Here is a 22,752-nt window from a genome sequence, read left to right as displayed (position 1 = left end):
ATGCGCCGGCATTTATATATTTCCTACGGATTACCTACCCTGATAATGTTTTATGGCGGAAGGTTGTTGGTATATAGCTACTAAACCACATATAAAACAAGTCACTGTCGTCAGGGCCAAGTTTTAAAGGGTAGGATCGTGAGATAGAAATTCAGAAAGGAGAGATCGGAAATGGCTGTTCAAAAAAGTACAGATAGCTCAAGCCTTGCAGAAGTTATCGACAGAATTCTCGACAAAGGAATTGTCATCGATGCTTTTGTCCGGGTATCTCTAGTAGGCATAGAAATTATTACGATTGAAGCAAGAATTGTTATTGCAAGTGTTGAAACATGGCTTCGCTATGCCGATGCGGTTGGACTCTTAAGAGATGAGTCACAGGACACCTTCTTAAGCAAGAGTGAAAGTGACCGCAGTCCGCAGCTAAGCTATTAATTAGTCCTATTTAATTCACGAGAGATGAGGGTGGAACACATGGGTACAAAAGAAAAAGAAGAAAAAAAGAAAAGTGAAGAAACAACTGAGGAGGCATCGCATTCGCTAAACCTCGCAATTCTTGGAGGAGTAGTAGGTGCCGGAATCGGTTTATTGTCGAGCCCCGGAACGAGCAAAAAGCTAGCTAAAAGCCTGCAGGAATCCGAGTTTGTGAGAGTAGCAGGAGATGAACTCAGAAAAACTGCACAGGACCTTTTAAAGGAGCAGGCACTAAACAGTTTAAAACAAACCGCTTCCGGCTATATCAGCAAAGGCACCGGATCACCGCTGTCCCTGCTTTCGCCTAAGAAGAACAGCGACAGCAAAAATCAAAAAGATTCAGATGATGAAGAAGAAAAGTCATCTCAATACGACGAAATTAAAGAAGATAATAAAAACCTGAATGAGCGCCTTGAGAGAATTGAAAATATGCTGAATGATTTAGTGGAATCGAAATCAAAGTAAAAGTAAATCCACTTTCGGCGCTCGAGAGGGGGAACCGGGATGTCTAAAGACAATCCTGTAAAAAAAGCAGCAGGCAAGCTAGCAAAAGAAGCGTATGAACACGCCCCTGAACCGGTTAAAGACAAGGTAAAGGATACGCTTAAGGATAAAGCCAAGGAAAAAATGGTTGGAGGCATTCAGGATAAAGCGAATGAGGCCTCAGAAAAGCTAGGAAAAGCAAAAGATGAAAATGCAGAAAAAGTTCACGATAAAGCAGAAGATGGTGAAGGTAAAGCGCAGGATGCCCTTCATAAAGTTCAGGACAAGCTTGGAAAAGTAAAAGAAGCTGGAGAAAGCTTTCAAGAGAAGATGTCCGGCGATGAAGATGGAGACAAGAAAAAACAGCTTAAAGGTGTAAAACACATTAAAAGTGTTACCAGTATTAAGTCATCAACCAAGCATGTCAAGAGCTCAAATGACATTAAAAATTACACGGATATGAGCTCTTAATTTGAAAGGAGAATTTAAAATGGCAGTTCAAAAAAGTACTGATAGTTCAAGTTTAGCAGAGGTAATTGATAGAATTTTAGACAAAGGGATTGTAATTGATGCGTTTGTAAGGGTTTCAGTAGTGGGAATTGAAATTTTAACTGTTGAAGCCAGAGTCGTCATTGCAAGTGTGGACACATGGTTGCGTTATGCGGAGGCAGTTGGACTTCTGCGCGATGAGGTTCAGGAAGATGGTGTTTTCTTGAATCAGAGCAATGATCGGGGAAGCAATGCATCGACGAATGATCGGAATGCAAGCTTCAGCATCTAGAAAAAGGTAAGGATGCAGTCATGAGGGCCAGTGTGCCCTCTGCCTGCTATTCTGGCAGGAGGTCATCATGGAAATCAAAAAGATTATGGGAAATACAAAAGAATTCTTCAATGAACATGTGGCTCCGCTCCATAAAATTACCGCTGTTGAAGAAACAGAGGACGGTGGCTGGAAGCTGATTGTGGAAACGGTTGAAGAAAAAGAATATATGAAGAAATACGCAAAAGATGAAATGATCGGTGTTTACGATGTTTATTTAAACAAAGACGTTGAAATAACTTCCTTCAAAAGGCGGGACATTCGTTATCGCAGCGCCATAGATCTTGAGTCTTAATGTTAGCTGCGGGCAGGAGGGAATCGTGTGACGGTCTTAAAAGAAAAGATTAAGAAAAATACAAAAGGATTGGTTCAGGATGATGAGACCAAGGATTTGCTGTCCCGGTCTTTACAATACCTGAAAGCAGGCTATCCTATTCATTTTACTGGTCCGACCGGAGCGGGTAAAACTTCTCTGGCACTTGCCTTGGCAAAAAAGCGCAAGAAACCGGTCATGCTTATTCATGGTAACCATGAGTTAAATAACAGTGACTTAATTGGTGATTTCACTGGTTATACAAGTCAAAAGCATGTTGATAACTACATTAGATCCGTTTACAAAAAAGAAGAGAAGGTAACCGAGTCTTGGCATGATGGACGATTGCTGGAAGCTGTAAAAAATGGCTATACCCTTATTTACGATGAATTTACAAGGTCACAGCCCAATACGAATAATATCTTTCTTTCTATTTTAGAAGAAAATATTCTTCCGCTTTACGGCTCAAAGCTAACTGAGCCATTCGTGCGGGTTCATCCCGACTTTTGTGTCATATTCACAAGCAACCCTGCAGAATATGCAGGTGTTTTCCAAACGCAGGATGCACTGCTTGATCGGCTGATCACGATCCACGTGGACTATAAAGATGTAGACCGGGAAGCAGCGATTGTTTCAGAAAAGCTTGGAATAGCAAAAAATGAAGCGAAAGCGATCACCCAGCTTGTAGCAGATCTTCGTAAGGAATGTAAAGAAGATACTGGTCCAAGTTTAAGAGCATCACTAATGATTGCTAAGTTAGCTGCAGAAGCAGATATTGCAATTGATGGAAAAGACGAAGACTTTCAAAAGCTTTGTACGGATATACTTGGTCATCAGGTAAGCCGTTGTTTAGAAGCAGATCAGCCGTTAAACGCGGCAAAGGATCTCATCATCAAAGCTAGTAAAAAAGTAAAGGTCACTGAGGAATAAAGGAGCGTTACGATGAGCGAAGAGCAAAAATCAGGAATTTATATTTTTTGTGGGATTCAGACAGAGCAGGAAGACCAATTTGGAGAAATTGTTCTCGAAGATGAAAAAAGAGAGCTTTTTACGATTCGCTATAAAGATGCAGCGATGGTAGCAGCTGAAGTTCCGATGAAAATTTATCATCCGAACCGCGACAACTTGATGACTCACCAAAATGCTGTCTCTGCTGTCATGAAACAAAATGATACAGTGATTCCTGTCAGCTTCGGAAATGTGTTTCAGTCAAAAGAAGATGTAGGCGTGCTGCTGGAAAATCTTTATCCTCAATTTGAAAAGCTTTTCCCTGAAATCAAAGGAAAAGTCGAATTAGGATTAAAGGTAATCGGTAATAAAGAATGGCTTGAAAATCAGGCGAGTGAGGATGCTCAGATTAAAAAGACAGCCTCCGCTGTTAAAGGCAAATCTGAAGCAGCCGGCTATTATGACCGCATTAAGCTTGGCGAAGCAGCGCAAAAGCTTTTCACTTCGCTTCAGCAGGATTTAAAGGCGCAAATTTTTGAGCCTTTGCATGGATTATCTGTAGCTGCAAAAACAAATGACCCGATCGGAGAAAAGATGCTATTGAATGCAGCATTTTTAGTTGACCGGGAGAAGGAACAGGAATTTGACGAAAAGGTAAACGAAATCCATGAGGATTGGAAAGACAGAGTTGAGTTTAACTACAGTGGTCCATGGCCGGCATATAACTTCGTCAATATAAAATTGAAGGTGGAAGATGGCTGATGATCCATAAACTAGTTACTGCCCCGATCAATATGGTGATCAAAATCGGGGAAAAGGTAAAAGAAGAGGCCGATAAGGAATTGTATGACCTGCCAACCATCCAGCAAAAACTTATTCAGCTGCAAATGATGTATGAGCTCGGAGAAATTCCGGATGAGGCATACAAGGAAAAAGAGGATGAATTAATTACCAGGTATGAAATTGCAAAAAAGAGGGAAATGGAACAGTGGGAAGAAATGACGAAGAAAAAGGAATGATGTTAAAAGATGGGCGATCTACTTTATTTATATGGTTTAATCCCAACAAAAGAAACGACGGAACAATCGTTTCCATCTTTTAAAGGGTTTGATAACGAACGAGAGCTTTATCCGATTCCGGTCGGTGATACGACAGCAATTGTTTGTAATTTAGATTCAGGGGAATATTCAGAGGATAGCATCAAAGAGAAAATCAATAACGATATGCAGTGGCTGCAGGAAAAAGCCTTTCATCATCACGAGACCGTATTAACCCTCTCAAAAGCGTTTACCGTTATTCCCTTAAAATTTTGCACCCTTTACAAGAATAAAGACAGCCTGACGCAGACCGTACAATCCAATCAGGCTAAAATGGAAAGCACCTTTGAGCTCTTAGAAGGCAACGAAGAATGGAATTTGAAGATATATTGCGACGATAAGATTTTAAAGGAGCAGGTAAGTGAGAACAATCCTGCTATCGAAGCCAAAAGAATTGAAATTAATGAGCTGCCTAAGGGCAGACAATTTTTCGAAAAAAAGAAGCTTGATAAGCTGATAGAATCCGAGCTTGAAGAAGAAAAAAACCGGGTTAGTGAAGAAATCCACTTTCAGCTGAAAGAATTTGTTCTTCAAGGAAATGTAAAAAGAAATTGGAGTAAAGATGTAACCGGGAAAGATGAAAATATGACCTGGAACAGTGTTTACCTTATTCCTAAGTCGGACGTTGAACCTTTTTTAGAAAAAATCCAACAATATGAAAAGGAAATGAAGGAAATGGGATGGCAGTTTGCACCATCAGGTCCTTGGCCAGCCTATCACTTCTCCAGCTTTTCATAAGGTGAGGAAGACGAGCTATGTCTACAGTAAGGGAAACAATCGAAAATAAAGACATCGGATTAATAGATATTTTAGATGTTATTTTGGACAAAGGCGTTGCGATAAAAGCGGACTTAGTTATTTCCATTGCGGGTGTCGACCTTGTGTATTTGGATCTGCGTGTATTAATTGCTTCAGTAGAATCACTTGTACAGGCACAGCAAGGGAATCGGACAATCAATTCAGCAGATTTTGATCAACAAAGGGAGGCGTTAACCGATGCAACAGGTCAGCCCAACAAGTGGCAAGATTAATTTGGATCCCGATAACGCAGAGCATGGGTTAGCCCAGCTTGTGCTAACCGTAATCGAGCTGCTCAGGCAAATCGTCGAGAGGCACGCAATTCGGCGTGTTGAAGGAGGCACCTTGTCTGACGAGGAGATTGAAAACCTCGGTGAAGCATTGATGAACCTGGAAGAAAAAATGGAAGAATTAAAAGATATCTTCGGCCTTGATGCTGAAGACTTAAATATCGATCTTGGCCCACTCGGAAGCTTGCTTTAAATAAATGCCAAGGAGGCTTTACTATGGCAGTCGAACACAATATGCAATCAAGTACGATTGTTGACGTGCTGGAGAAAATTTTAGATAAAGGTGTCGTTATTGCAGGGGACATCACAGTTGGGATTGCGGACGTTGAATTATTAACGATCAAAATCCGGCTGATTGTCGCATCAGTTGATAAGGCCAAGGAAATCGGCATGGACTGGTGGGAAAACGACCCATACCTTTCTTCTAAAGCTCAGAACAATAACACAAAAGCACTCGAAGAAGAAAACAAACAATTGCTTGAGAGACTTGAATCTCTTGAGAAAAAATTAGACTCAAAACGATTAGAATCTGACATTAACTATTAAATTAACTATTAAGTGGAGGTATTGACCATGGCTGACAAAAAAAATGATAACAAAAAAGCAGAAAACCAAACAGAGGAAAACAATTCAACAAATGAAAGCAGTGAAAAAAGTGAATCAGGCGGCGGCAGCACAATCAAGCGCTCAATCGCAGGCGGTTTATTAGGCGCTTCAATCGGCTACCTGGCTACACCTGAAAACGGCAAAAAGCTGATCAGCAAGATTGATACAGAAAAGCTGAAATCAAAAGGTACTGATCTTACTGAAGTAGCGAAAGATGCATCCAAAAAAGCTGCAGGATCACTTAAAACCTCCGCTCTTGGATTATTCAGCAAAGGATCAAAGGATGACTCAAGTGATGAAGATTCCAATGAAGATGAAAACCTGGAACAAGATTCTTCCGATGACGAAGCAGCAAGCTCAGGAGAAACAACTCTTGAAGGAACTGGTTCAGATTCAGATGAAGAGTCTGACTTGAAAAAAGAAAATAATGACCTTAATGATCGCTTAGGCCGTTTAGAAGAAATGATCTCCAAGCTTGTTGGAGGCGGCAGTGATGATGAGGAAGAAGAAGAGGATGAAGAAGAAGTAGAGGAAGAGGAAGAGGAAGAGGAAGAGGAAGAGGAAGACAGCGAAGAAGATCAGGAAGATGAATCTGATGCAATGAAAAAAGAAAATGAAGATCTGAAGAAGCGTCTAAGCGAGCTTGAAGCAAAACTTTCCGGCAAATCTGAGGATGACGATTCAGAGGATCAGGATTCTGAAGAAAATGAAGATGATACAAAAGAAGATCCTGATGAAGAAGAAGACTCTTATGAAGGTCCAGACGAGCCAGAAAGCGATTCAGAAGATGAAGCCGCTGCAAGCTCGGAGGATGACGAAGAATCAGAAGAAGACACTGAGAAATCAGACGAGAGCGATGAGGACGATTCTGAAGAGGATGCAACTGAGGAAGAGTCTGAAGAAGATAGTGTAGAAGAAAGTGAAGAAGACAGTGAAGAAGAATCAGAGGAAGAGGAAGAGTCTGATAAAGACGCTGAAGAAGAATCTGACGAAGATGACTCTGATGAAGAGAAAGAAGAAGAGTCAAAAGACACAAAATCAAAGTCAACAAAAAGTAAGCCAAGAAAGAAACGTGCACCAGCTAAAAAATCAAAGAAGTCAAAAAAGGACGACGAAGAAGAGGGAGATACAACTCTCTCAAGCGATGACGATACATCTGTATAATAACGGAAGGAGACGTGAAAATGAAGGACAATATCATTGAATTTTTTGTGCAAGCTGCAAATAAGCATGATTTTTCATTAGATATTACTCTAAACGTTAAAGGTTCCGTTATTTCAGGTACCATGATATCGGCGAAGGATTACTTTGACGAATTGAGTGAAGCATTTGAAGACGGAAATGAAGTGGCCCAGAAATTAAGTGAGCAGCTTGCAAAAGCCGGGGAATCAGTAGAATCCAATGGCAGTGAAGAGGCGCACTTTGTGCACATGAAAAATACCAAGGTCTATATCGGCGACAACAAATCCACCCCATCCAGAGGGAAAATTTTATGGCGTGGGAAACTGAGCGAGATTGACGGCTTCTTCCTCGGAAAAATTTCCGATGGCAGCTCTTCAAGCTCCTCAAAAAAAGAGTAAGAGCTTCATCCAACAGGCGTGCCTATGCGGCACGCCTGTTTTACGTTTAAATTGAGAGGTGACTTCGAGTGGTGCTATTCGGGTGGTGCCAGGCACCACTCGGATTTTATCGAATTCCGTCGACTGGTTTTATTGCTTATATACTCAAACACTTTCAACGTTTAGGTGCTTCCTGATTAAGGAATGGTGTACTAGCACGTAAAAAGGAGTGAGTTGATGGAGAACCGGGCAGAGTCTATTTTGGAAAGGTACCGTAAAGGGATTGATGAGCTGGGTGAGTATGTTCCGGTGGTAGTGAAGGAATATAATAGCTTTACCGGAAAATCTTTTGAAGATGGGGAGATTGACCGTTCTCACAAGCATTTGATGGCGTTTGCCATTAGTATAAAAGATGGCGACGAAGCTAGCATCACGTACCACCTGGATCAATGTGTGGCGATGGATTGCTCTGATCAGCAGATTTATGAAGCAATGGCAGTAGCTGCAGCGTATGGCGGAGGTTCCGCTATGAGTCAGGGCGTCACTACTGGAATAGAGAGATTAAAAGATTTTCGTCAAAGATAGAGAAGAGATCAACCGGTGCTTATAGAGTGCCGGTTTTTTTGTGCGGCTGATAGGTTTTATCTTTTGCTCTTTAGAAATGGTGAAAATCACTCCACTCTACCAATCTACTTTTGTAAAATTGACGGACTGTAATGATAACGCTTACAATTAATGTGTTGAACCATTTTAATGATAAACGAACAACAGGGGGGCAATACATATGAACAATACAGAATTAATCGCACCAGAACAGTACAATATTACGTCCGAGCTTGAAAAATACAAAAAGGATGAGGAAAGGCTGGCAATACGGTGGCTGGATCAGGAGGGAAACCGGCATGATTATTCGTATAAGCAGCTGATTGAAAAAATGAATCAGTATGCACAGGCGCTTTTGTCTTTAGGGATTAAAAAGGGTGATCATATGATGATTATTCTGCCCCGCATTCCTGAAGCCTATATTACGTATCTTGCATGTCTCCGTGCAGGAATTATTGCGATCCCATGCTCAGAAATGCTTCGTAAAAAAGATTTAGTCTACCGAATGCATCATTCCGGTGCAAAAGGAATTGTAGCTCATTTTAAAACAACGGCCGAAACAAACTCCATTGACGAAGAAGCAGATGCGCTTAAAAATAAACTCATTATAGGCGGTCAGGAAGAAGGGTGGGTGTCACTAGAAGAGCTTGCTTCTAAGGAGGCGATTGAATTTGAAGCGGTTGACACTCACCGTGAAGATGCAGCGTTTTTATCTTATACCTCCGGGACTACTGGAAATCCTAAAGGCGTTGTGCATGTCCACGGCTGGGGATACGCTCATGTCCGGACAGCTGCCACAAGGTGGCTCGGTGTTCAAAGTGATGATATTGTCTGGGCAACTGCAGCGCCAGGCTGGCAAAAATGGATTTGGAGTCCGTTCCTTTCAACGATTACGCTTGGGGCAACAGCACTTGTCTATCACGGTGCTTTTGATCCAATTTACTATTTAAATCTTTTAAGAGATGAAAAAGTGAATGTTTTGTGCTGTACGCCGACAGAGTACCGGATTATGGCCAAGGTAGAGAACCTTAAGAGCTATGAGCTGCCAGCATTACGGAGCGCGGTATCCGCTGGTGAACCTTTAAACAGTCAGGTGATTAAAGCATTTCAGGAAGCATTTGGACTGAATGTCCGCGATGGCTACGGACAGACGGAAAATACGCTGCTTGTCGGTATCTTACAGGACATGGAGGTGAAAGCAGGCTCTATGGGCAGGCCGACACCAGGCAACCCGGTCGATATTATTAACGAATACGGTAATCCTACAGCAATTGGTGAGGTAGGAGATATCGCTGTTCACAGAAGCTGTCCGGCTTTATTTAAAGAATATTATCGTGACCCTGAACGTACTGCAGCCGCATTTCGTGGGGATTGGTATATTACCGGAGATCAGGCTGCACGTGATGAGGATGGTTATTTCTGGTTTGAGGGGCGGAGTGATGACATTATCATCAGTTCAGGTTATACTATCGGACCGTTTGAAGTAGAGGATGCCCTTATGAAGCATGCTGCTGTTCGTGAATGTGCTGTGGTTGCTGCCCCTGATGAAATAAGAGGAAGTATTGTTAAAGCCTTTGTTGTACTTCGTGAGCACGATGAAACAATCGATCACGCTGCTCTCACCAAAGAACTTCAGGACCACACAAAGCAAATAACAGCACCTTATAAATACCCGCGTATCATTGAGTTCCTGGACGAGCTTCCCAAAACTGCATCAGGAAAAATTCGCCGCGTAGAATTGCGTAAAGTGAATGCTAACTAGCAAAATAGAAAAAAGGTGAAGCTCCAGTTTTAAGGCTTCACCTTTTTTCTATTTCAAAAATGATTCTATTCCCTGCTCAGCCTGAACCCAATTGATTTTAACGCACTCTCAAGGGTAGCTTGAGTTTGTACAGAGCTAAGATCTGAATTCATGTTAATGGTCTTTATCGCCAAATCCGGTCTGATTCCGGTAAGGATCGGTGTAACGCCTATCAGACGCAGCATGCTGACAATTTTTAAAAGGGATGAACTCACCATATCGTTAATTTGGAGAATTCCTGAAAGGTCAATAATTAAATAATCAAGGGAAAGAGTCCCGCTCTTTGTAAGGGCCAATTCAATAATGGCCTCCAGGCGGAATTCATTGATATTGCCGATAATAGGAAGAATGGCTACTCCCTTAGTGATTGGAACGAGCGGCGCTGACAATGTCTGAATTTGCCTGTTCGCATCATCAAGCTCCAGACAATAGGACAGGAGGGAGCTCATTGTCTCAAATAACTCCACATGCTCCTCAGTAAGGTTAAACTGCTCAGTATCGAGCCCGCAGATGGTTCCGTAATTTCTTCCATCCTCGTAAAAAATAGGCAGACCCACAAAGCTGCCGCTTCCTAAATTGCGCGTAACATTCAGGGCATTTGTAAGATCGCTTTTTGTTATGTCAGGTATGAACAGTACATTTTTGCCATGATCTACACTTAATTTACAGAAGGTTTCTTCAAAAGGAAGCTTATCACCTTCCTTTAATAAGACCTCTTTGTTAACAACCTTCACAATTTCATTTGTCTTCTGATCATTTTTGGCAATAAAAAGAGTGTTGATCTTTAACATCTTGCTCATCATTCTAAGAATGCTGTCTGCAGCTTCATCAAAATTGGTAAACTTTTTATACGTAAAAGCGGTTGAATTCATATGTATACCCCTCTAAATTCGAAATGACCCTCAACTATGATCATACCACTCGTAACAGCTGATAAACCTGCTGAAGCATACTCGGATTACTTTTCTATATATATTATACCAAAGAAAACGGCAGCAGCAGGTAATCCATGGGGAAAACATGACAAGTGCCTGTCATTCCCCGAATTGTATCGACACAATTCGGGGAGTGACAGGCACTTGTCGATCAAGTAGGATAAAAGGAGTTAGAAATTTTTAGGGGGTTATGTTGATGAGTTTTGTTTCGGTGAAGGAGCGTATTCATACGCTGGATATTGTTAGGGGGTTTGCGCTTTTTGGGATTTTGATTGCGAATATGATTGCGTTTAAGATGCCTGTGTTTTCTGAGATGGGCAGTTTGATAGATGGGGAGACGCTGCCGGAGGGGGGATTAAATTCCACACTCACGCTTCTGACAAACTTTTTTGTAGATGGAAAGTTTTATCCGATGTTTTCGATGCTTTTTGGTTTAGGTTTCTATATTTTTTACAGCCGCTTACTTGATAAGAATTTGCCGGCAACCCGGATGTTTATGCGACGACTTGTTTTTCTGCTTTTGCTTGGGCTTGCTCATCTAATTTTTATTTGGTCAGGAGATATTTTACATACATACGCATTGACAGGCTTTCTGCTGCCGCTTTTTATTAAACGTACACCTAAAGTTATTAAGATATGGGCAATCTCATTGCTGCTTGCAGGCACGTTCTTCTTTACAGCGGTACTCCTGATAAGCGGCTGGGGTCTCAACCTTTCCCTTAATCAAGGCCTTGAAACAAGAGAATCAATTCAGGCTGCTGAAATGCTTGCAGCTTCTGTTATGACAAATGGAAGCTTTGGAGAAATTCTCTCCTACCGTTTTTGGAATGAGGTATTATTTATATTATTTCAAGTATTCCTCATCATCCCGACAATTTTACCTCTTTTCTTAATCGGGCTGTATTTTGGGAAAACAGGAATGTTTCACGATATTGAAGGAAATCTTCACAGATGGAAAAAAGTACTATGGACTGGCCTTCTGGTTGGGGCGCCGCTTGTCGGTTTGTCTGTAGCGGTTAGATACAATTTACTGGACATGCCCGCTTATATGTCGATGCCGATAGCTGAAGGGTTTAATACACTTGGCGGACCGTTTATGATGCTGTTTTATGTAGCAGGAGTGGTCTTCATCACAAGGAAGAAGAACGTTGAGCTATTGCTAATGCCGTTTTCCTCTGTGGGCCGCATGGCGTTAACAAATTATCTTATGCAGTCTATTATTGCGGTTCTGATTTTCAATGGATATGGACTGGGGCTGTTTGGAGAGGTATCAAAAGCCCAGGGTGTTTTAATTGCGATTGGCATTTATACGGTGCAGGTCTTCTTAAGTCACCAGATGCTTAAACGATATAAACAGGGACCGATGGAGTTCATTTGGAGAAAATGGACATATGGGAATAGGGATAGCGGATCGAAAGCGGCGTAATGGCTTACTAGCGTCTGCGATTTTGAAAAAAAGAAATAGTAGTTCTCTGCCTATTTAAGCAGGAGGTCATCATGATAGAATCAAAATAAACTTTCAAATTAATTCAGAAAGGAATTTGAGTTCTGTGAAGAAGTAGTTTGAACAGACGATGCCCTTAAAGACACTAATGTAAAGCACGATGAACTGCCCGGACAATCCCGCCGGGCAGTTTTTTCGTTTTTAAAAGATTCGTCTGAAGGATTCTTTTTTTGAGGAGATCTTAGTTGAATATTGAAAGCACAAATTCACCAATAATAAAAAATTAAGAAAATACAGTATATTGTATTGCTTGTAATATGGTCCTGTTGTATGCTTGTAATACAAGTTTAGTAAAGCGCTTACAAAGGGGGAGCTTTTTATGAAATACTTAAAGCAGGGAATCATCGCAAGTATGGTGCTAATGCTGGCCGCTTGCGGTTCAGAAGGGGGATCAGCTGGAGGTAATCAGTATATTACGATTGCCACGGCGTCTACTGGAGGTACATATTACCCGATTGGTGTAGGAATAGGAAATCTTTGGTCACAGGAATTAAAGGATGAAGGCATTAATGCAAGCGGGCAATCTTCAGCAGGCTCGGTTGAAAATATTGATTTAATGAAAAAGGGAGAAGCTGATTTTTCAATACTGCAAGGACTAATTGCCTCTCAAGCTTATAATGGTGAAGGCAGTTTTGAAGGAAATGCTTATGAGGATCTAAGAACCGTTGCCATGATTTGGCCTAATGTTGAGCATTTTGTTTTAAAAGATAACCAGATTGATACAGGTACGATCTCAGATATCGAAGGCAAAACCTTTTCAGTAGGTCCTCAAGCAAGTGGAACTGAAGAATCAACGCTTGTTATGATGGAGGGTCTTGGATTAACAAAAGAGAATATAAAACCTGAGTATTTAGGATACGATGACACGATTTCTGCCATGCGGGATGGAAGGCTTGACGGAGGATCGCTGCCTGCAGGAGTTCCAGTTGCGGCCATTACTGATATGTACGCAAGTAATGTGGGAGCTAGTGTTTTAGAAATTACAGATGAGCAGTTTGAACAAATTTCTGCCGTTTCAAATGCATGGTACCAATACACCATTCCGGCAGAAACGTATCCGAATCAGACAGAGGATATTGAAACAATTGCCCAGCCGAATATTTTAGCAGCATCAATTGACCTTGATGACGATACGGTATACATGCTCACAAAAACAATGTATGAGAATCTTGATTTTATTTATGGAGTTCATAATTCTGCAAAAGAGATGACACTTGAAACAGCTTTAGATGGATTGCCTGCACCGTTGCATAACGGAGCATACAGATTTTTTGAAGAAGAAGGAATTGAAGTGCCTGATGAGTTAATTCCGCCTGAAGCAGAATAATGATTAAAGTGGAGGCAGGGGTACCCGGTTTCCACTTCTTCATTCTTTTAAAAGAGAGGTGCTATTCTGATGGAACAGAATACTAAAACAGATGCAATAGTAGATAATGAAGCCGGCGGGGGATTGAGAGACTTTACAGGCGGTATGAAGATCTTCATGTTAGCTGTGGCGGCAGGTCTATCGATTTTTGCAATTTATACCAATGGTTTTTCCACTATCCAGGAGATCTACCGTAACGGAATATTTTTAGGTTTTTTGCTTACTTTAACGTTTCTTCTATATCCTATTACCAAAAAATCCGATCGATCAAAGCTGGGGATAGTAGATATTCTGTTTATAGTGCTGGGTCTGGCTGGTGTATCATACATAGTAATGTTTTATACGACCATCCATGTTGAGCGTTCTTCACAAGCTATTACACAGGATTATATTTTTGCGGTTATTCTGATTTTAGTTTTGCTGGAAGCCTCAAGACGGGCTATCGGTATATTTATCCCGTTACTTTCAGCTATTGCGATTATCTATGCAATGTTTGGTCCGTATTTTCCGGGGATGTTTGGCCACGCAGGATTCAGTATTGAGAGATTGCTATACAGAATGTACATGACAACAGAAGGAATTTTCGGGATGACGTTATCCATCGCATCCACATACATCGTGCTTTTTATCCTTTTTGGAGCTTTTTTAACGGTCAGTGGTGCTTCACAGTTCTTTAATGAACTCGCAATGGCGATTGCAGGGAGAAGAAGAGGAGGACCCGCACAGGTTGCTGTTATTTCAAGTGCATTGACAGGTTCCTTGAGCGGAAGCGCTGTGGCAAACGTAGCTACAACAGGAAGTTTCACAATTCCTTTGATGAAAGGGATCGGGTTAAAGCCAAGATTTGCAGGAGCCGTCGAAGCAGCTGCTTCAACAGGTGGAATGATCATGCCGCCGATCATGGGTGCTGCCGCTTTTATAATGGCAGGGTTTTTAGGTGTCTCGTACTCAACTATCATACTAGCTGCCATTATTCCAAGTATCTTATATTATGCTTCTTTAATAATCGCGATCGATTTAGAAGCAAAGAAGCAAGGGCTAAAGGGAATGAGCAAAGAATCTATACCTCTAGTGAAAAAGGTGTTGCTGGAGCGTGGGGTGCTGCTGCTCCCAATTCTAATTGTAATAGGGGCTTTGCTCCTTGGAAGAACACCTTTATTTGCAGGTTTCGCAGGAATTATCTCCGTAATTATTGCAAGCTGGCTGACGCGGGATAAATCAACAAGAGTGACCCCTGCTAAAGCATTCCAGGCTTTGGTAGATGGCGCAAGAGGGTCGATACAGGTAGGAATTGCCTGTGCTTCGATAGGAATTATCATCTCAGTTGTAACCATGACCGGATTAGGCTCTACCTTCGCTTACAATATACTTAATCTGGCTGGCGGTACCATGATTATCATCTTACTTTTAGTAATGGTCACGTGTATTGTATTGAGTTTGGGACTGCCATCAACAGCTTTGTATATTATCGTAGCAGTAACGGCGGCGCCTGCACTTATAAATGCAGGAATTAATCCTCTTGCTGCACACTTCTTTGTTTTCTGGTTTGGGGCACTGTCCAATGTGACACCGCCTGTGGCGCTAGCTGCTTATACCGCTGCTGGGATTGCAGGAGCAGATGCAATGAAAACATCCTGGACGGCATTAAGACTTGCATTGCCGGGCTTTATCGTTCCCTTTATGATTGCCTACAACCCAATCTTGATCATGCAGGATCCAGCCGGAGGGACTGTACCTTTTTACGAGGTGATTATTCCTTTTCTGACTGCGCTGATTGGTATTTTCGGGCTTGCAATCTCGATAAATAACTTCCTGAATGTTAAACTTAATATTATAGAAAGACTAGGATTTTTTGCAGGGGCCATGATGCTTATAAAGCCAGGACTTCTTACAGACGGTATTGGTATAGGGATCTTAGGCCTTATGATTTTGTTCCATTTTGCCCGAGAAAAAAAGATCACCTCTTCTACCGTTACAACTTAAAAGTAAGGGGGACATCAATTTGATTATCCCGGTAAAAAAAACGAAAATGTCTCAGCAAATTCTCGAACAGCTGAAGAAAATGATTCAGGAAGGCACATTGCCTCCTAAAAGCAAGCTGCCTTCTGAGAATGAACTCGCGAAAATGTTTGGTGTCAGCCGCGCTCCTGTAAGGGAAGCGATCAGTGTCCTCGTTGCAAGCGGCCTGGTAGAGTCTCGCCAGGGCGGTGGGAATTATGTTAATGAAGTTCTTCTTGTAAACCTGCTTGACTCCGTTACTCTCGAAATGGTTACGGTGGATGAAGTATACGATTTACTTGAAATGAGGACCATTGTAGAAACTGAAGCTTCCGCATTAGCCGCAACCAGACACTCCGATGAAGAATTGAAAGCGATTAAAGCGGCATTGGATAAGTTTTCAGAGACCATTCATGACGAACGGGAAATTGGGGACGAAGCAGACTTTCTTTTTCACAAGGAAATCGTAAGTGCTTCTAAAAATACGTTCATTATTCAAACGATTCACAATTTGAGAGAGTTATACAGGCAAACCCTTAATTTTTCATTAAAGAAAAATCTGGGATTAAAAAGGAAAAGGGAGCAAGTGTATCAGGAGCATCTCTTTATCTATGAAGCCATTCGCGCCAAGGATCCCGAAGCTGCTGCTTTCCACATGAAGCATCACTTGACAAATGCCAGAATTAAACTCGGTGATACAAGAGTTAAGCCTATCAAATTAATTCAAGAGGATGAGTAAAAATTGCTCTTCTCTTCTTTTTTTACCAACTGGACCAACCAGTAGACCTCAGATCGGAGGGAAGTAACAATTGAAGCCAATTAAGAAAAAAAGCCGCTTGTATCAAGAGGTAATTAATGAAATTTTCACATCTATTTCAAAAGAGAATTTAAAGCCAGGGGATAAGCTTCCTTCAGAAAGGACGATTGCCGATCTTCTGGAAGTATCCAGAACAACCGTAAAAGAAGCCATTTCCGTTTTAGAAGCAAATGGCATTGTTCAGATCAGACCGGGAGTAGGCTTGTTTCTTGTAAATCAATCCAAACAGGTGATTCAGCAAGAACTGTTTTCCGTATTAAACCCTCAGAAAAATGATCTTGCAGAGCTGGTTGAGCTAAGACAGGCAATAGAAGGAGACGCTGCTTATTATGCTGCCAAAAGAATGACAGATGAGCAGCGGGAAGTTTTAATACGCACATTTAATAATCTTGTGCACGCTGAAGAAAAAGGGGAATTGGCAATAGAAGAGGATTATGCATTCCATGGGGCTATTTTAAAAGCTGCGAACAATACGATCATGAAAGATCTGATGGAGGTAATCTCCCAAAAGGTGTATTTTTTTATTCGGCAGAACCGGATGGAAACTCTGCTGCAGCGGGATGAAAGCAAGCTGGTAATGAAAGAGCACCGGTTAATATTTGAAGCCATCATGAGTAATAACCCTGAAGAAGCAAAAAAAGCAATGTGGAATCATCTCCACTCTATTAAAATACGACATCATTATATATAGGAGGCAGGCAATGTGAAAGTAACTGATGAAATAATAGATAGATTAAAAGCTGCAATACATTCATCCCGTATACTAACCGATGATGCTGACCTCTATAGCTTTGCTTTTGATGCATCCTTTGGAATGCATAAGCCGGAAATTGTCTGTCAGCCGATGTCCTCAAAAGAAGTTGCAGCTATTGTACAAATTGCAAATCAATATCTAGTCCCTATATGTCCAAGAGGGAGAGGGACAAGCTTAAGCGGAGGACCTTTGCCCGTTAAAGGAGGAATTGTGCTTGATTTTTCACTTTGGGATACAAAGCTTGAGATTGATGAGGAAAACTTAGTTGCCACGGTTTCTCCTGGTGTAATCACTTCAACTATTAATGATGCTGCCCAGCAATTTGGTTTAATGTACCCGCCTGATCCAAGCAGTGCTCATGTCTCAACAATTGGGGGGAACCTGGCAGAGAATGCAGGGGGACCACGCGGTTTGAAATATGGAGTGACAAAGGATTACGTATTAGGTCTTGAAGTGGTTACGGCTGCCGGCAAGATTGTTCGAACAGGCGGTAAAACGGTTAAAAATGTTACCGGCTATGACCTGACAAAGTTAATTGTAGGATCTGAAGGAACCCTCGCCATTATTACCGAAGCCACTTTGCGCTTAATTCCAAGACCGAAGGCTTCGATGACCGCAATGGTTTTATTCGATGAAATCATCGATTCAGGCCGAGCCATTTCAAAAGTGTTAGGGTCAGGAATTATGCCGTCTAAAATGGAAATGATGGACCAAAGCTCGATAATTGCCGTTGAGGAATATGCCTCACTCGGGCTGCCTATTGATGTGGAAGCCATTCTGCTGATTGAACTTGATGGACATCCGCAAGCATTAATGGAAGAAATGGAACAGGTGAAAACAGTTTGCATGAACGTTGGGGCCAGGTCAGTACGGGTGGCTCAGAATAAAGAAGAAGAGATGGAGCTGTGGAAGGCACGTAAATTGGTTTCGCCTGCCATTGTTAAAATCAAGCCTACTAAAATTTCAGAGGATGCAACCATTCCGAGAAGCCAAATCCCAGAGATGTTTAGAAGAATGAAAATAATAAAAGAGAAATATAACATCCATTTAGTAGTTTTCGGTCATGCCGGAGACGGGAATCTTCATCCGAATATTATTACAGATCAGCGGGACCAGGAAGAGATGAGAAGAGTTGAAATGGCCGTTGAGGAAATTTTTAAAGCGGCTATTGAACTCGGTGGAACCCTCTCCGGAGAACACGGCATCGGCACGATGAAAGCGCCATTTATGGAAATGGAACTTGGAGTGGACGGCCTTGAGATGATGAAAAGCATTAAAGAAGCATGGGATCCAAAAAATATTTTGAACCCAGGAAAAATCTTCCCGGTTCAAGGAGAAAGGTTTGAGCTGCGAAATGACTACTAGCACAATGCTTAGGGATAAGCTTGCCTATGATGAAACATTCAGCTGTGTCAAATGCGGTTACTGCCTCCCTTCCTGCCCTACGTATCTGGCCTTTGGAAAAGAAAGCCATTCGCCTCGGGGAAGAATACAACTCGTTAAGCTGGCAGCTGAAGGGAAAATTGGAATAGAAGATTTAGAAAACCCTATAGACTATTGCCTTGGATGCCGAGCGTGTGAAACCGTTTGTCCCACTAATGTGGAGTACGGGAAAATTCTTGATTCTGCAATCGATGTGCTCGGGGAATATCGTAAAGATAAGCAATCCTTCTCAGAAAAAGCAATTCGTACGGTTATATTTAAGCAAGCACTTCCCAATAAGAAAATGCTTAAGCTGGTTGGAACCGGACTGAGGCTTTATCAAAAAACAAAAGCAGATAAAGTGGTTCGTAAATCAGGTGTCATTAACAAAGTCTCGCCATCTCTTGCTGCTATGGAGCAGATTACTCCGACTATTGAAAAACCTCTTGCACGAAATCCTTATCACGAGTTGCCGAAAAAGAAGAAGACCAAGCTGAAGGTGGCTTTTTTCACGGGGTGTATTATGGACACATTTTTCTCGCGTGTTAATGATTTAAGCATGAAGCTACTCCAAAAAGCGAATTGTGAAGTAGTTTTTTTAAAGGAACAAACGTGCTGCGGGGCGCTTCACCAGCATAGTGCAGAGAAAGAAACAGCCATTAAATTGGCCAAACATAATATAGAAGCATTTGAAAAGCTGGAGTGCGATTTTATCATTAATGCCATAGGAGGCTGCGGTGCTGCATTAGTTGAATACCATCACTTATTTGACCCAGGCAGCACCTGGTATGAACGCGCGAAAACCTTTGCAGAAAAAAATAAAGATATTAGCTATATTTTATCCCGGTTGGAATTGCCTATTGTTAACACGATTAATAGAAGGATAACCTATCAGCCATCCTGTCATCTTACAAATGTTCAAAAGGTAGTACAGGAGCCTATGAGATTAATAGAACAGATTCCAGGAATTGAGTTCGCCAGAATGAAGAGTCAGGACCTTTGCTGCGGTTCTGCAGGTATATATAATATCGTGCACCATGAAGAATCGATGAAGATTTTAGATATGAAAATGAAAACCGTTCAGGAAACGAAACCTCATTTGATTGTTACGACAAATCCAGGCTGCCACCTCCAAATGATATTAGGGGTGAAGCGTGAAGGGCTTGAAGGAAAAATAGATGTAAAACATATCGTCGAGTTACTGGCAGAAGCGTGTGACGTTAGTTAAGAAGGACGGAGGAATGGGTTAATGTATGATTTTATGATTATAGGCGGAGGAATTGTAGGTCTTTCAGTAGGAGCAGCAATTTTAGAAAAGGATCCTACAGCGAAGCTGCTGATCCTCGAAAAAGAAAAGAAGCTGGCTCAGCATCAGACAGGGCGCAACAGCGGTGTGATTCATTCAGGAATCTACTATAAACCTGGAAGCTTTAAAGCACGCTTTGCCAAGGCTGGAAGTGAAGGAATGAGAAGCTTTGCAGAAAAGCATAGGATAAAGCATGATATTTGCGGAAAAGTTATTGTTGCCACAAATCAGGAAGAGCTGGTTCATTTAGAGAATCTCTACAAACGGGGAATTGAAAACGACTTGCCGATTGAGAAACTTTCAAAGGAGCAATTGCTTGAAAAAGAACCTCATGTCAACGGTTTAGAAGCGATCCATGTACCAACAGCCGGAATTATTGATTACAAAGAAGTATCAGAAAAACTGGCAGAGCTGATTCGCAATCAGGAGGGGCAGATTGTAAACGAGGCAGAAGTAATGTCTATCAATGAAGGCAGCGATTACGTTACAATTGAAACCAATACATCAACGTACCAGGGGCATTACTTAATTAACTGTGCAGGATTACAGAGTGATCGAATAGCAAAAATGGCAGGGTATTTGATCGACATGAAAATCGTCCCATTCCGCGGAGAATATTTCATGTTAAAAGAGGAAAAGAGACATTTGGTGAAAAATTTAATTTACCCGGTACCGAATCCGAACTTCCCTTTTCTTGGCGTTCACTTTACCAGAATGATTAACGGGGCTGTGGATGTAGGACCTAATGCGGTTCCCGCGTTTAAACGGGAAGCATATAAAAAAACTGATTTTCATCTGAAGGATTTTTCAGAAATGGTTACATACCCTGGGTTTTGGAAGCTTGCAATGAAGTTTCCTTTGGATGGGATGGGCGAAATCTATCGTTCATTCGTTAAATCAAAGTTTGTTCAAAGTGCACAAGTCCTGCTGCCCGCCATAACTTCAGAGGACCTGGTTCCGGGCCCGGCTGGTGTAAGAGCTCAAGCCTTAAAACAAGATGGAAGCTTAGTAGATGATTTCTTTATTATTAACGGTAAGAAAAGCATTCATGTTTGCAATGCCCCGTCTCCAGCTGCCACTGCTTCATTAGAAATTGGCAGGTCAGTAGCAGAACGAATACCTCATCTTGGCGCATTAAATGAAATCATCTTATAAAAGGAGCGGATAAAAATGGATCTAGGCATAAAAGGGAAATCAGTACTTGTTTTGGCTTCAAGTAAAGGGTTAGGAAAGGCCACTGCATTTGAGTTTGCAAAAGAGGGAGCGCGCATTATGCTTTCCAGCCGGGATGCAGGGCAGCTTGAAGAGACCACAAAGGAAATCATCGATGCGACTGGTGCAGAAGTGAATTACCAGGTTTGTGACATAACGAAAGAGGCAGAAATCGCTTCCCTTGTTGAAGAAACGGCAAGCCGTTATGGAACAGTTGATGTGCTGATCAATAATGCAGGCGGTCCTCCGGCAGGCGGCTTTGATGCGCATGGCGATGATAATTGGCAGAAGGCTTTTGAATTGAATCTTCTAAGCTTCGTCCGTGCAATTCGCGAGGTCCTTCCGTATATGAGAAAACAGGGCGGGGGGCATATTCTGAACTTTGCTTCCTCATCGATTAAGCAGCCCATTGACGGACTTATTCTATCCAATACATTTAGAGCGGGAATCTTAGGCTTATCAAAAAGCCTGTCCCAGGAGCTCGCACAGGATAACATCCTGATTAATACCCTCGGCCCCGGCAGAATCGCAACAGACCGTGTAGAAGAACTCGACACCATTGCTGCCAAAAAACAGGAGCGCTCCTACGAAGAAGTAAAAGCTGCATCCGAAAAAGCCATTCCACTCGGCCGTTATGGCAAGCCTCAGGAATTTGCATCAATCGCAGTATTCCTGTGCTCGCCTGCCAACTCCTATATAACCGGCCAGGCCCTCCTCGTCGACGGCGGGATGGTAAAGAATCTGCTATAGCACAGAATGACAAGTGCCAGGCACCCCTCAAACTTTGTCGAATGAAATCGACATGGTTCGAGGGGTGCCTGGCACTTTTTCAAAGCTCTTTAAAACAAAATCCTTACCCTTACAAGGTCCTGGATGCTTCCGTCGTTTGCGCTTCTTGAGTAGACGCGGAGCTGGCCGGTGGATGTTTGTGGAGTGCGGTTGAATCTGATTGGGATGGAGAAGGTGCCAAATGCGGGACCGCCTTCTGATGCCTGGATGGGTGATTCGTTTGTGACGGTTGTTCCTGCGTCATCAACGATTTGGTATAGGATGGCTCCCTCAAAGGCCCTCGCATAGCCTGAAAGGGTTTGGCCCTGTTGGATGGTGGTTCCGGGAATTGGACGGAATACAACGATATTTGATGAAGAAGGATGAGGGATAAGCAGGCGGTAGCCCGGGTAAATAACATCAGCTGAAAGGGCCGGGCGTCCTTGATTCGTCCTTAAGATAGCTGCAACTGAGGTGCCAAACTGCTGAGCAATCCTTGTAAGGGTATCGCCCTGTGCTACTTCATACACAAACGCCGGGACTAGAACGGTCTGATTGACATAAATTAAATTTGGATTGCCAAGCTGAGGGTTAATTCCAAAAAGTAAATCAGTGCCTGCAGCGTAACGCTGGGCGAAGGAAGTTAGTGTATCTCCCGTGGCAACGATTTGGAAGGTTTGATTTCCACCAGGCTTTGTCACCACCAGCAGCTGTCCTGGATTAATTAGTCCTGGATCTGTAAAGGGCGGATAAAGCCCGTTCGCTCTTTCAATATCTGCCACTCTGCTCCCCAGCCGGTTAGCAATAGAGTACAGATTATCTCCCTGCTGAACGGTATAAACAAAATGAGTACCATTTTCAATCGGCATCAGTTTCACTCC

The 22,752-nt window shown here is 42.2% G+C and carries 27 protein-coding genes; 25 read left to right on the top strand and 2 right to left on the bottom strand.

The window, feature by feature from the left end; all coding sequences use genetic code 11:
• Window positions 1–171 precede the first annotated feature (171 nt).
• From gvpA (C4B60_RS08625) to mbcS, 16 genes are all read left to right on the top strand, one after another.
• The gene (gvpA, locus tag C4B60_RS08625) at window positions 172–432 is read left to right on the top strand and encodes a gas vesicle structural protein GvpA (RefSeq protein ID WP_104057597.1); all 261 of its coding nucleotides are present in this window, start codon (window positions 172–174) and stop codon (window positions 430–432) included.
• A gap of 39 nt (window positions 433–471) precedes the next feature.
• Window positions 472–936 carry a GvpT/GvpP family gas vesicle accessory protein gene (gvpT, locus tag C4B60_RS08620; RefSeq protein ID WP_104057596.1) on the top strand — a complete coding sequence of 155 codons (465 nt, stop codon included), beginning with the start codon at window positions 472–474 and terminating at the stop codon, window positions 934–936.
• Window positions 937–975: 39 nt separating this feature from the next.
• On the top strand, window positions 976–1,425 hold the full coding sequence (gene gvpQ, locus C4B60_RS08615; protein ID WP_104057595.1) for a gas vesicle protein GvpQ: 450 nt from the start codon (window positions 976–978) through the stop codon (window positions 1,423–1,425).
• Window positions 1,426–1,444: 19 nt separating this feature from the next.
• Window positions 1,445–1,735 carry a gas vesicle structural protein GvpA gene (gvpA, locus tag C4B60_RS08610; RefSeq protein WP_104057594.1) on the top strand — a complete coding sequence of 97 codons (291 nt, stop codon included), beginning with the start codon at window positions 1,445–1,447 and terminating at the stop codon, window positions 1,733–1,735.
• A gap of 67 nt (window positions 1,736–1,802) precedes the next feature.
• On the top strand, window positions 1,803–2,069 hold the full coding sequence (gvpO, locus tag C4B60_RS08605) for a gas vesicle protein GvpO (RefSeq protein WP_104057593.1): 267 nt from the start codon (window positions 1,803–1,805) through the stop codon (window positions 2,067–2,069).
• Window positions 2,070–2,096: 27 nt separating this feature from the next.
• Window positions 2,097–3,017, top strand: a complete 921-nt coding sequence (gene gvpN / locus C4B60_RS08600; protein ID WP_104057592.1) for a gas vesicle protein GvpN — start codon at window positions 2,097–2,099, stop codon at window positions 3,015–3,017.
• Window positions 3,018–3,029: 12 nt separating this feature from the next.
• Window positions 3,030–3,797 carry a GvpL/GvpF family gas vesicle protein gene (locus C4B60_RS08595; protein ID WP_104057591.1) on the top strand — a complete coding sequence of 256 codons (768 nt, stop codon included), beginning with the start codon at window positions 3,030–3,032 and terminating at the stop codon, window positions 3,795–3,797.
• Window positions 3,797–4,054: a gas vesicle protein GvpG gene (locus tag C4B60_RS08590; protein WP_104057590.1), complete on the top strand. Its 258-nt coding sequence runs from the start codon at window positions 3,797–3,799 to the stop codon at window positions 4,052–4,054. Before C4B60_RS08595 ends, C4B60_RS08590 begins: the two co-directional genes overlap by 1 nt.
• A 9-nt stretch (window positions 4,055–4,063) precedes the next feature.
• On the top strand, window positions 4,064–4,870 hold the full coding sequence (locus C4B60_RS08585; RefSeq protein ID WP_104057589.1) for a GvpL/GvpF family gas vesicle protein: 807 nt from the start codon (window positions 4,064–4,066) through the stop codon (window positions 4,868–4,870).
• A gap of 17 nt (window positions 4,871–4,887) precedes the next feature.
• A complete protein-coding gene (locus tag C4B60_RS08580) occupies window positions 4,888–5,163 on the top strand; it encodes a gas vesicle protein (RefSeq protein ID WP_104057588.1) in 276 nt (91 codons plus the stop codon).
• Window positions 5,129–5,413, top strand: a complete 285-nt coding sequence (locus tag C4B60_RS08575) for a gas vesicle protein K (protein WP_104057587.1) — start codon at window positions 5,129–5,131, stop codon at window positions 5,411–5,413. The genes C4B60_RS08580 and C4B60_RS08575 overlap by 35 nt, the downstream gene beginning before the upstream one ends.
• A gap of 23 nt (window positions 5,414–5,436) precedes the next feature.
• Window positions 5,437–5,766 (top strand): gas vesicle protein, encoded by a 330-nt coding sequence (locus C4B60_RS08570; protein WP_104057586.1) that lies wholly within the window; start codon window positions 5,437–5,439, stop codon window positions 5,764–5,766.
• Window positions 5,767–5,793: 27 nt separating this feature from the next.
• Window positions 5,794–6,990: a YtxH domain-containing protein gene (gene gvpT, locus C4B60_RS21400; RefSeq protein ID WP_167578618.1), complete on the top strand. Its 1,197-nt coding sequence runs from the start codon at window positions 5,794–5,796 to the stop codon at window positions 6,988–6,990.
• A 20-nt stretch (window positions 6,991–7,010) separates the two neighbouring features.
• Window positions 7,011–7,406 carry a gas vesicle accessory protein GvpU gene (gene gvpU / locus C4B60_RS08560; RefSeq protein WP_104057585.1) on the top strand — a complete coding sequence of 132 codons (396 nt, stop codon included), beginning with the start codon at window positions 7,011–7,013 and terminating at the stop codon, window positions 7,404–7,406.
• A 216-nt stretch (window positions 7,407–7,622) separates the two neighbouring features.
• Window positions 7,623–7,970, top strand: a complete 348-nt coding sequence (locus C4B60_RS08555; RefSeq protein ID WP_104057584.1) for a carboxymuconolactone decarboxylase family protein — start codon at window positions 7,623–7,625, stop codon at window positions 7,968–7,970.
• Between the two features lie 199 nt (window positions 7,971–8,169).
• A complete protein-coding gene (gene mbcS / locus C4B60_RS08550; RefSeq protein ID WP_104057583.1) occupies window positions 8,170–9,750 on the top strand; it encodes an acyl-CoA synthetase MbcS in 1,581 nt (526 codons plus the stop codon).
• A 65-nt stretch (window positions 9,751–9,815) separates the two neighbouring features.
• Here mbcS and C4B60_RS08545 read toward each other — a convergent pair whose 3' ends face one another.
• Window positions 9,816–10,661 (bottom strand): STAS domain-containing protein, encoded by an 846-nt coding sequence (locus C4B60_RS08545; RefSeq protein ID WP_104057582.1) that lies wholly within the window; start codon window positions 10,659–10,661, stop codon window positions 9,816–9,818.
• A 259-nt stretch (window positions 10,662–10,920) separates the two neighbouring features.
• Here C4B60_RS08545 and C4B60_RS08540 point away from each other — a divergent pair, with 259 nt between their 5' ends.
• The 9 genes from C4B60_RS08540 (at window position 10,921) to C4B60_RS08500 (ending at window position 21,853) form a co-directional block, all read left to right on the top strand.
• The gene (locus C4B60_RS08540) at window positions 10,921–12,150 is read left to right on the top strand and encodes a DUF418 domain-containing protein (protein WP_167578617.1); all 1,230 of its coding nucleotides are present in this window, start codon (window positions 10,921–10,923) and stop codon (window positions 12,148–12,150) included.
• 397 nt (window positions 12,151–12,547) lie between these two features.
• Entirely contained in the window at window positions 12,548–13,555 is a 1,008-nt protein-coding gene (locus C4B60_RS08535) for a TAXI family TRAP transporter solute-binding subunit (RefSeq protein WP_104057580.1), read from the top strand.
• A gap of 69 nt (window positions 13,556–13,624) precedes the next feature.
• Window positions 13,625–15,577, top strand: a complete 1,953-nt coding sequence (locus C4B60_RS08530; protein ID WP_104057579.1) for a TRAP transporter permease — start codon at window positions 13,625–13,627, stop codon at window positions 15,575–15,577.
• Between the two features lie 19 nt (window positions 15,578–15,596).
• Window positions 15,597–16,331 (top strand): FadR/GntR family transcriptional regulator, encoded by a 735-nt coding sequence (locus C4B60_RS08525; RefSeq protein WP_209020072.1) that lies wholly within the window; start codon window positions 15,597–15,599, stop codon window positions 16,329–16,331.
• A gap of 70 nt (window positions 16,332–16,401) precedes the next feature.
• Complete coding sequence (locus C4B60_RS08520; protein WP_104057578.1) at window positions 16,402–17,100, top strand: FadR/GntR family transcriptional regulator; 699 nt, start codon at window positions 16,402–16,404, stop codon at window positions 17,098–17,100.
• A 12-nt stretch (window positions 17,101–17,112) separates the two neighbouring features.
• On the top strand, window positions 17,113–18,528 hold the full coding sequence (locus tag C4B60_RS08515) for an FAD-binding oxidoreductase (RefSeq protein WP_104057577.1): 1,416 nt from the start codon (window positions 17,113–17,115) through the stop codon (window positions 18,526–18,528).
• A complete protein-coding gene (locus C4B60_RS08510; protein WP_104057576.1) occupies window positions 18,518–19,813 on the top strand; it encodes a (Fe-S)-binding protein in 1,296 nt (431 codons plus the stop codon). The genes C4B60_RS08515 and C4B60_RS08510 overlap by 11 nt, the downstream gene beginning before the upstream one ends.
• 21 nt (window positions 19,814–19,834) lie before the next feature.
• Window positions 19,835–21,046: an L-2-hydroxyglutarate oxidase gene (gene lhgO, locus C4B60_RS08505; protein ID WP_104057575.1), complete on the top strand. Its 1,212-nt coding sequence runs from the start codon at window positions 19,835–19,837 to the stop codon at window positions 21,044–21,046.
• A gap of 15 nt (window positions 21,047–21,061) precedes the next feature.
• A complete protein-coding gene (locus C4B60_RS08500) occupies window positions 21,062–21,853 on the top strand; it encodes an SDR family oxidoreductase (protein ID WP_104057574.1) in 792 nt (263 codons plus the stop codon).
• Window positions 21,854–21,942: 89 nt separating this feature from the next.
• Here C4B60_RS08500 and C4B60_RS08495 read toward each other — a convergent pair whose 3' ends face one another.
• The gene (locus C4B60_RS08495; RefSeq protein ID WP_104057573.1) at window positions 21,943–22,740 is read right to left on the bottom strand and encodes a LysM peptidoglycan-binding domain-containing protein; all 798 of its coding nucleotides are present in this window, start codon (window positions 22,738–22,740) and stop codon (window positions 21,943–21,945) included.
• Window positions 22,741–22,752: the final 12 nt, after the last annotated feature.

It is taken from the genome of Jeotgalibacillus proteolyticus (assembly GCF_002926065.1).
GTDB lineage: Bacteria > Bacillota > Bacilli > Bacillales > Jeotgalibacillaceae > Jeotgalibacillus > Jeotgalibacillus proteolyticus.
Note: the sequence above shows the minus strand (reverse complement) of the source record. Positions and strands in the feature narration are given on the sequence as shown.